This window comes from Pseudomonas sp. S4_EA_1b, from assembly GCF_016307435.1.
In the GTDB taxonomy this organism is placed as follows: domain Bacteria; phylum Pseudomonadota; class Gammaproteobacteria; order Pseudomonadales; family Pseudomonadaceae; genus Aquipseudomonas; species Aquipseudomonas rhodesiae.
The window spans coordinates 1-5,200 of sequence record NZ_JAEILC010000092.1; the positions used below are offsets into that span (position 1 = coordinate 1).

General features: G+C 58.0%; 6 protein-coding genes and 1 pseudogene. All 7 read left to right on the plus strand.

The window, feature by feature from the left end:
* Window positions 1-32 precede the first annotated feature (32 nt).
* Window positions 33-902 (plus strand): hypothetical protein, encoded by an 870-nt coding sequence (locus YA0848_RS25450; protein ID WP_198712357.1) that lies wholly within the window; start codon window positions 33-35, stop codon window positions 900-902.
* A gap of 68 nt (window positions 903-970) precedes the next feature.
* On the plus strand, window positions 971-1,549 hold the full coding sequence (locus tag YA0848_RS25455; protein WP_198712358.1) for a phage baseplate assembly protein V: 579 nt from the start codon (window positions 971-973) through the stop codon (window positions 1,547-1,549).
* Entirely contained in the window at window positions 1,546-1,890 is a 345-nt protein-coding gene (locus YA0848_RS25460) for a GPW/gp25 family protein (RefSeq protein ID WP_198712359.1), read from the plus strand. The genes YA0848_RS25455 and YA0848_RS25460 overlap by 4 nt, the downstream gene beginning before the upstream one ends.
* Window positions 1,887-2,798 carry a baseplate assembly protein gene (locus YA0848_RS25465; protein WP_198712360.1) on the plus strand — a complete coding sequence of 304 codons (912 nt, stop codon included), beginning with the start codon at window positions 1,887-1,889 and terminating at the stop codon, window positions 2,796-2,798. The genes YA0848_RS25460 and YA0848_RS25465 overlap by 4 nt, the downstream gene beginning before the upstream one ends.
* Window positions 2,798-3,415 carry a phage tail protein I gene (locus tag YA0848_RS25470; RefSeq protein WP_198712361.1) on the plus strand — a complete coding sequence of 206 codons (618 nt, stop codon included), beginning with the start codon at window positions 2,798-2,800 and terminating at the stop codon, window positions 3,413-3,415. The genes YA0848_RS25465 and YA0848_RS25470 overlap by 1 nt, the downstream gene beginning before the upstream one ends.
* Window positions 3,412-3,879, plus strand: a pseudogene (locus tag YA0848_RS36760) (phage tail protein); the annotation flags it as partial. The gene YA0848_RS25470 and the pseudogene YA0848_RS36760, both read left to right, overlap by 4 nt.
* Before the next feature lie 504 nt (window positions 3,880-4,383).
* The gene (locus YA0848_RS36765; RefSeq protein ID WP_442967224.1) at window positions 4,384-4,851 is read left to right on the plus strand and encodes a gp53-like domain-containing protein; all 468 of its coding nucleotides are present in this window, start codon (window positions 4,384-4,386) and stop codon (window positions 4,849-4,851) included.
* Window positions 4,852-5,200: the final 349 nt, after the last annotated feature.

Here is a 5,200-nt window from a genome sequence, read left to right on the forward strand (position 1 = left end):
CTCCCCCACCTATCTATTCCATGGAATCGGACATGACTAAGATTAATAATTCAGATAAAGAAGAGCTTGTTAAAATCATGGGTGAGCTGCTTGAACCACACATTCCCGCTCTATCAGATGCGTTCCAACGATTTGGGCAGTGGGTGGAAAACATAAGCCAAAAACACTCAGCCTTGATCAACAACCTTTCAACAATAGATTGGTCAGCCGTAAATAAGCGACTAGAGGAAATGCCAAATCGCTCAAGAAAAGCAATGGAGATTGCATCGCGCCAGGGTTGGTTTTTCAACTGGGAGGGGTCATTACAAATCGTTTTAACGCTAATCGACAATATTGAATCAGCCGGGGAGGACCAGATCCAGATAGATGAAATACTCAAACAACATTATTTACAATATCTAGACTCGTATACCGCACAGCTCGGCGCAAATCACCCTGAAAGACAGACTGCAATAAAAGCAGCTGTTTCAGCACACAAAGATTTAGGGGTGCAAGGCTATTACCTAAGCATCCCAGTATTTTTGGCTCAAGCAGACGGATTATTCTCGGAAATTTGCCAAACCAGCATGGCAATGAGTAAGCCACGAAACAGACAAACAAATGGGGTAAAAGGGCTGGATTGGGTAAAAGCAAAAATAGGGGATGATGCACAGGCAAAAGATTTGCTTAGCCCGCTATTTGTACTTCACGAATTGGACCTTCTCAAAAGCGAGGGCATTCGGAATGCTGAATTTGAACAAACTGGCGTATTGTTCAACGCACTCAATCGGCACCAAGTTCTCCACGGCGAAGTATCTGACTACGGTAGTGAGATTAATAGCCTCAAAGCGTTTTCGTTTCTCGCATTTGTAGGCCTACATTTACCTACTATCTTGGCTTCGGCTGAAACCAAACAAGGCTAGGTTGTAAGCCCCTTATCAACAAGTCGCCATAGCTGCACTCTCACACACGTGGCGCCACCATTGGCGCCATGAACGACTTAGCCGCCCTCTCCCGCCTGCTCGAAAACCTCATCCGCTTCGGCGTCATCTCCGCCGTGCAGATGGAGCCACCGCGCGTGCAGGTCACCACCGGAACACTGACCACCGCCTGGCTACCCTGGCTGGCGTTGCGCGCCGGGGCTGACCGCGAGTGGGACCCGCCTACCCTCGGCGAACAGGTGATGCTGTTCAGTCCGTCAGGCCAGCTCGCCAACGGCATCGTCGTAACAGGCGTGTTCAGCGACCACATCCCGGCCAATGGCAACCGCCCCGGCCTGCACCGTCGTACCTACGCGGATGGCACGGTGATTGAGTACGACAGCGTGACTCACCACTTGAAGGCCACGTTGGTCGATGGCGGAACCACCAATCTGATCAGCAAAGGCGGCATCAACCTGGTGGGTGACATCACGCACCAGGGCGACTACATCCAGACCGGCAATCAGACCGTCACCGGCCGGGTTGACGTGTCGATTGACGTGGTTGCGGCCGGGGTCAGCTTGGTCAAACACCCGCACACCGGCGTCAAATCCGGTGGCGACCAGTCCGGGGCGCCGATCCCATCATGAACAGACAAACCGGCGGCGCCATCGGCGAGCGCGAGCACATCAGTCAGTCGGTCACCGACATTCTCAGCACCCGCATCGGCACCCGCGTCATGCGCCGCGAATACGGCAGCCTGTTGCCAGAGCTGATGGACCATCCTTTCAACGACGTCACGCGCCTACGTGTCTACGCCGCCGCAGTCATGGCGTTGATGCGTTGGGAAACCCGCATCAGCTTGAGCCGCGTGCAGTTCGTAGGAGCCAACATGCAGGGCCAGGCTTCGATCGATCTGGAAGGCTCGGTGGTGGACACCAATGAACCGCTGAGCCTCAGCGTGCCGCTGCAGCTGGGAGGCAGTGTATGAATAGCTTTGCCGCCATCGACCTCAGCCAACTGCCCGCGCCGCAGATCGTCGAGCAGGTCGACTTCGAAAAGATCCTGGCCGAGCGCAAAGCGTACATGATCAGCCTCTGGCCCCCTGAGGAGCAGGTCCAAATCGCGACACGCCTGGAGATTGAATCGGAGCCGTTGACCAAGTTGCTGCAGGAAAACGCGTACCGCGAAACGGTCTGGCGCCAGAGGGTCAACGAAGCCTCACTCGCTAACCTGCTCGCGACCGCGCGTGGCACTGATCTGGAACAGCTGGCAGCCAACTTCAACGTCAAACGCTTGGTCATTCAAGAAGGCAAAGCCAACGCTGTACCGCCCATCCCTAAGTTGATGGAGGGCGACGACAGCTTGCGCGAGCGCGCGCAGATGGCTTGGGAGGGGCTCAGCACCGCCGGTCCGCGCAACAGCTACATCTTCCATGCTCGTGCGGCTGATGGGCGCGTAGCCGACGCCACAGCCGAAAGCCCCTCACCCGCCGTCGCCGTGGTCACGGTGCAATCGTTCTTGGGGGACGGCACGGCGCCGCCCGAGCTACTTACCATAGTCAGCAGGTACCTAAGCGACGACGACCGCCGGCCAGTGGCCGACCGTCTGGCCGTCCAGGGCGCGCAGATCATCAATTACCAGGTCAAGGCCAAGCTCTACCTGCTGTCGAGCGGACCGGAGTCGGAACCAATTTTGGCTGCAGCAGAGCAGCGGCTGTTGGCGTACGTTCATCAACGGCGTCGCCTGGGCATGGAAGTTTCCGAATCAGCCCTACACGCCGCGCTGCATGTCGAAGGTGTGCGCAAGGTCGAGCTGGAAGGCTGGGTAGATATCGTCGCAACGAAGGCCCAAGCCCCGTTCTGCACTGACATCAAATTGACTCGAGGCGCGGAGTGATGGCTGAGCAGCACTTGCTACCGGTCAATGCCACGCCGCTGGAGCGCCAAGCCGCTCAGGCACTCGCGCAGATTCAGCGCGTGCCTATCCCACTGCGACAACTGTGTAACCCGGATACCTGCCCGGTGGAGCTGCTGCCTTACCTGGCCTGGGCCTTCTCGGTCGACCGCTGGGATGGCAACTGGAACGAAGCCACGAAGCGAGCAGCCATTCGCTCATCCCATTACATTCACTCTCGTAAAGGCACCATCGGCGCACTGCGCCGAGTGGTCGAGCCGCTGGGCTATCTGATTGAGGTGCTGGAGTGGTGGCAGAAGGTACCGGAAGGCATACCCGGAACATTCGCCTTAAAAGTAGGGGTGCTGGAAACCGGTATTACCGAAGAGATGTACCAGGAACTCACCTGGTTGATCGACGACGCCAAGCCCCTCACCCGCCACCTGACCGGTCTGGCCATCAGCCTGGAAAGTACCGGCACAATGTTTATCGGGATCAGCGTTTACGAAGGCGACGAACTCAGTGTTTACCCACCGACTCAGCGCGACATCGATATCAGCGGCTACCTTGCCGTCGCTGGCCGCGAACATCACATCGACACAATGGACATCTACCCATGACCGATCAAAACAGCCAATTCTTCGCGATCCTGACCGCAGTCGGAGAGGCCAAGCAAGCCAACGCCGATGCGTTGGGTGTGCCGTGGACTTTTGCCCAGATGGGTGTTGGTGACGCCAACGGTACAGACCCCATTCCCAGCCGCACGCAAACGAAGCTGATCAACGAACGCCGACGTGCACCACTAAACCAGGTGAAGGTCGATCCGAAAAACGCGAGCATCATCATCGCGGAGCAGATCATCCCCGAAAGCATCGGCGGCTGGTGGATTCGTGAAATCGGCCTTTACGATGCCGCCGGCGACCTGGTCGCCATCGCCAACTGCGCACCGACATTCAAACCACTACTTACCCAGGGCTCTGGTCGCACCCAAGTCATTCGGATCAACCTGATCGTCAGCAACACCTCGAACGTCGAGCTGAAAATTGATCCCTCGGTGGTCCTAGCAACGCGGGAATATGTAGACACCTGGTTTCTCAACGTACTACCGGAAAGCCGGCCAGAGGGCAGGTACACGCGGGTAAACATCAACAAGCGCGGTATCGTCCTTGGCGGCGATAACCCTTCGACATTTCAAGAGATGGGCCTTGTAGGCGGAACCTTGTTTGGTTCCATCAACATGGCCGATGCAAGGGCGATCTACATTCAGCCTGTAGAGTCGCCGTCCTGGGTAAGCGGGCTCATCGCTGGGAGCAACGGTGGCGAGAAAGGCGGGCTTGGTTTTACCGGAAGTTACAACGCCATCACCTCTATCTTCATGGGGATAGGCTCTACGCCCTGGGCGAATGGCAATGGCATTCGCGTCACCTCCAACGGGGTCGATATCACCGGCCCGGTCACTGGCGTCGGCTCGGGCCTGACCGGGCTCAAGTTTTCAGCCTTAACGGGTACCCCCAATACGCTGGCCGGGTACGGTGTTTCATTCGCCAGCCAGGTAGAAGCCGAAACAGGGGCCGATACCAACAAACCCATGAGTGCTCTGCGTGTCTTTCAGGCTATTGCCGCGAAAGTCATTCAGGCCACTGAGAGCGCGACAGGCCTTGCACGTATTGCGCCACAGAACGTTGTCAACGCCGGCACCGATGACAGCACCATCGTAACGCCGAAAAAGCAGCGCTGGGGATTCAGGATTTTGATTGGGCGGGTCGGGTATATCGTGTTCCCAACATGGTTAGGTGGCTGGATTGTTCAATGGAACGCGGGGGTCACGCTTACAGGCTCTGCGATCAGCACGACTTACTTTCCAATCCCATTCCCAACCGATGTCGGTGCTGTAGTCGTTGGCGCGTACAACAACAATGCCTCGGGCGACTACAGTGTTCGTCTGAGCGATGGCGTAGGGGGTGCTTCAGGCGCCGTATATGCAGACCGTTTTACGACCTACAACAACGGAGTCACGGGCTCGGCGGGTTTGAGTTTTATCGCGGTAGGTACTTGAGGATTAAACATGAACTACGCAACGTTTCACCCTGACGGAACACTTCATTTGCGGCTGATAAAAGGCACACACGAAATTCCAAAAGATGCAGTTGAAGTCGATGACGCCTTATGGCTAAGGCTCATCCGCGAGAACGACGGCATCTGGTCGATTGGTGCTGACGGCAGGATCACTAAGCAGTTGTTGGCCGGCCCCCCCCGGGGGGGGGGGGGGGGGGGGGGGGGGGGGGGGGGGGGGGGGGGGGGGGGGGGGGGGGGGGGGGGGGGGGGGGGGGGGGGGGGGGGGGGGGGGGGGGGGGGGGGGGGGGGGGGGGGGGGGGGGGGGGGGGGGGGGGCCGCGCGCCCGGGGG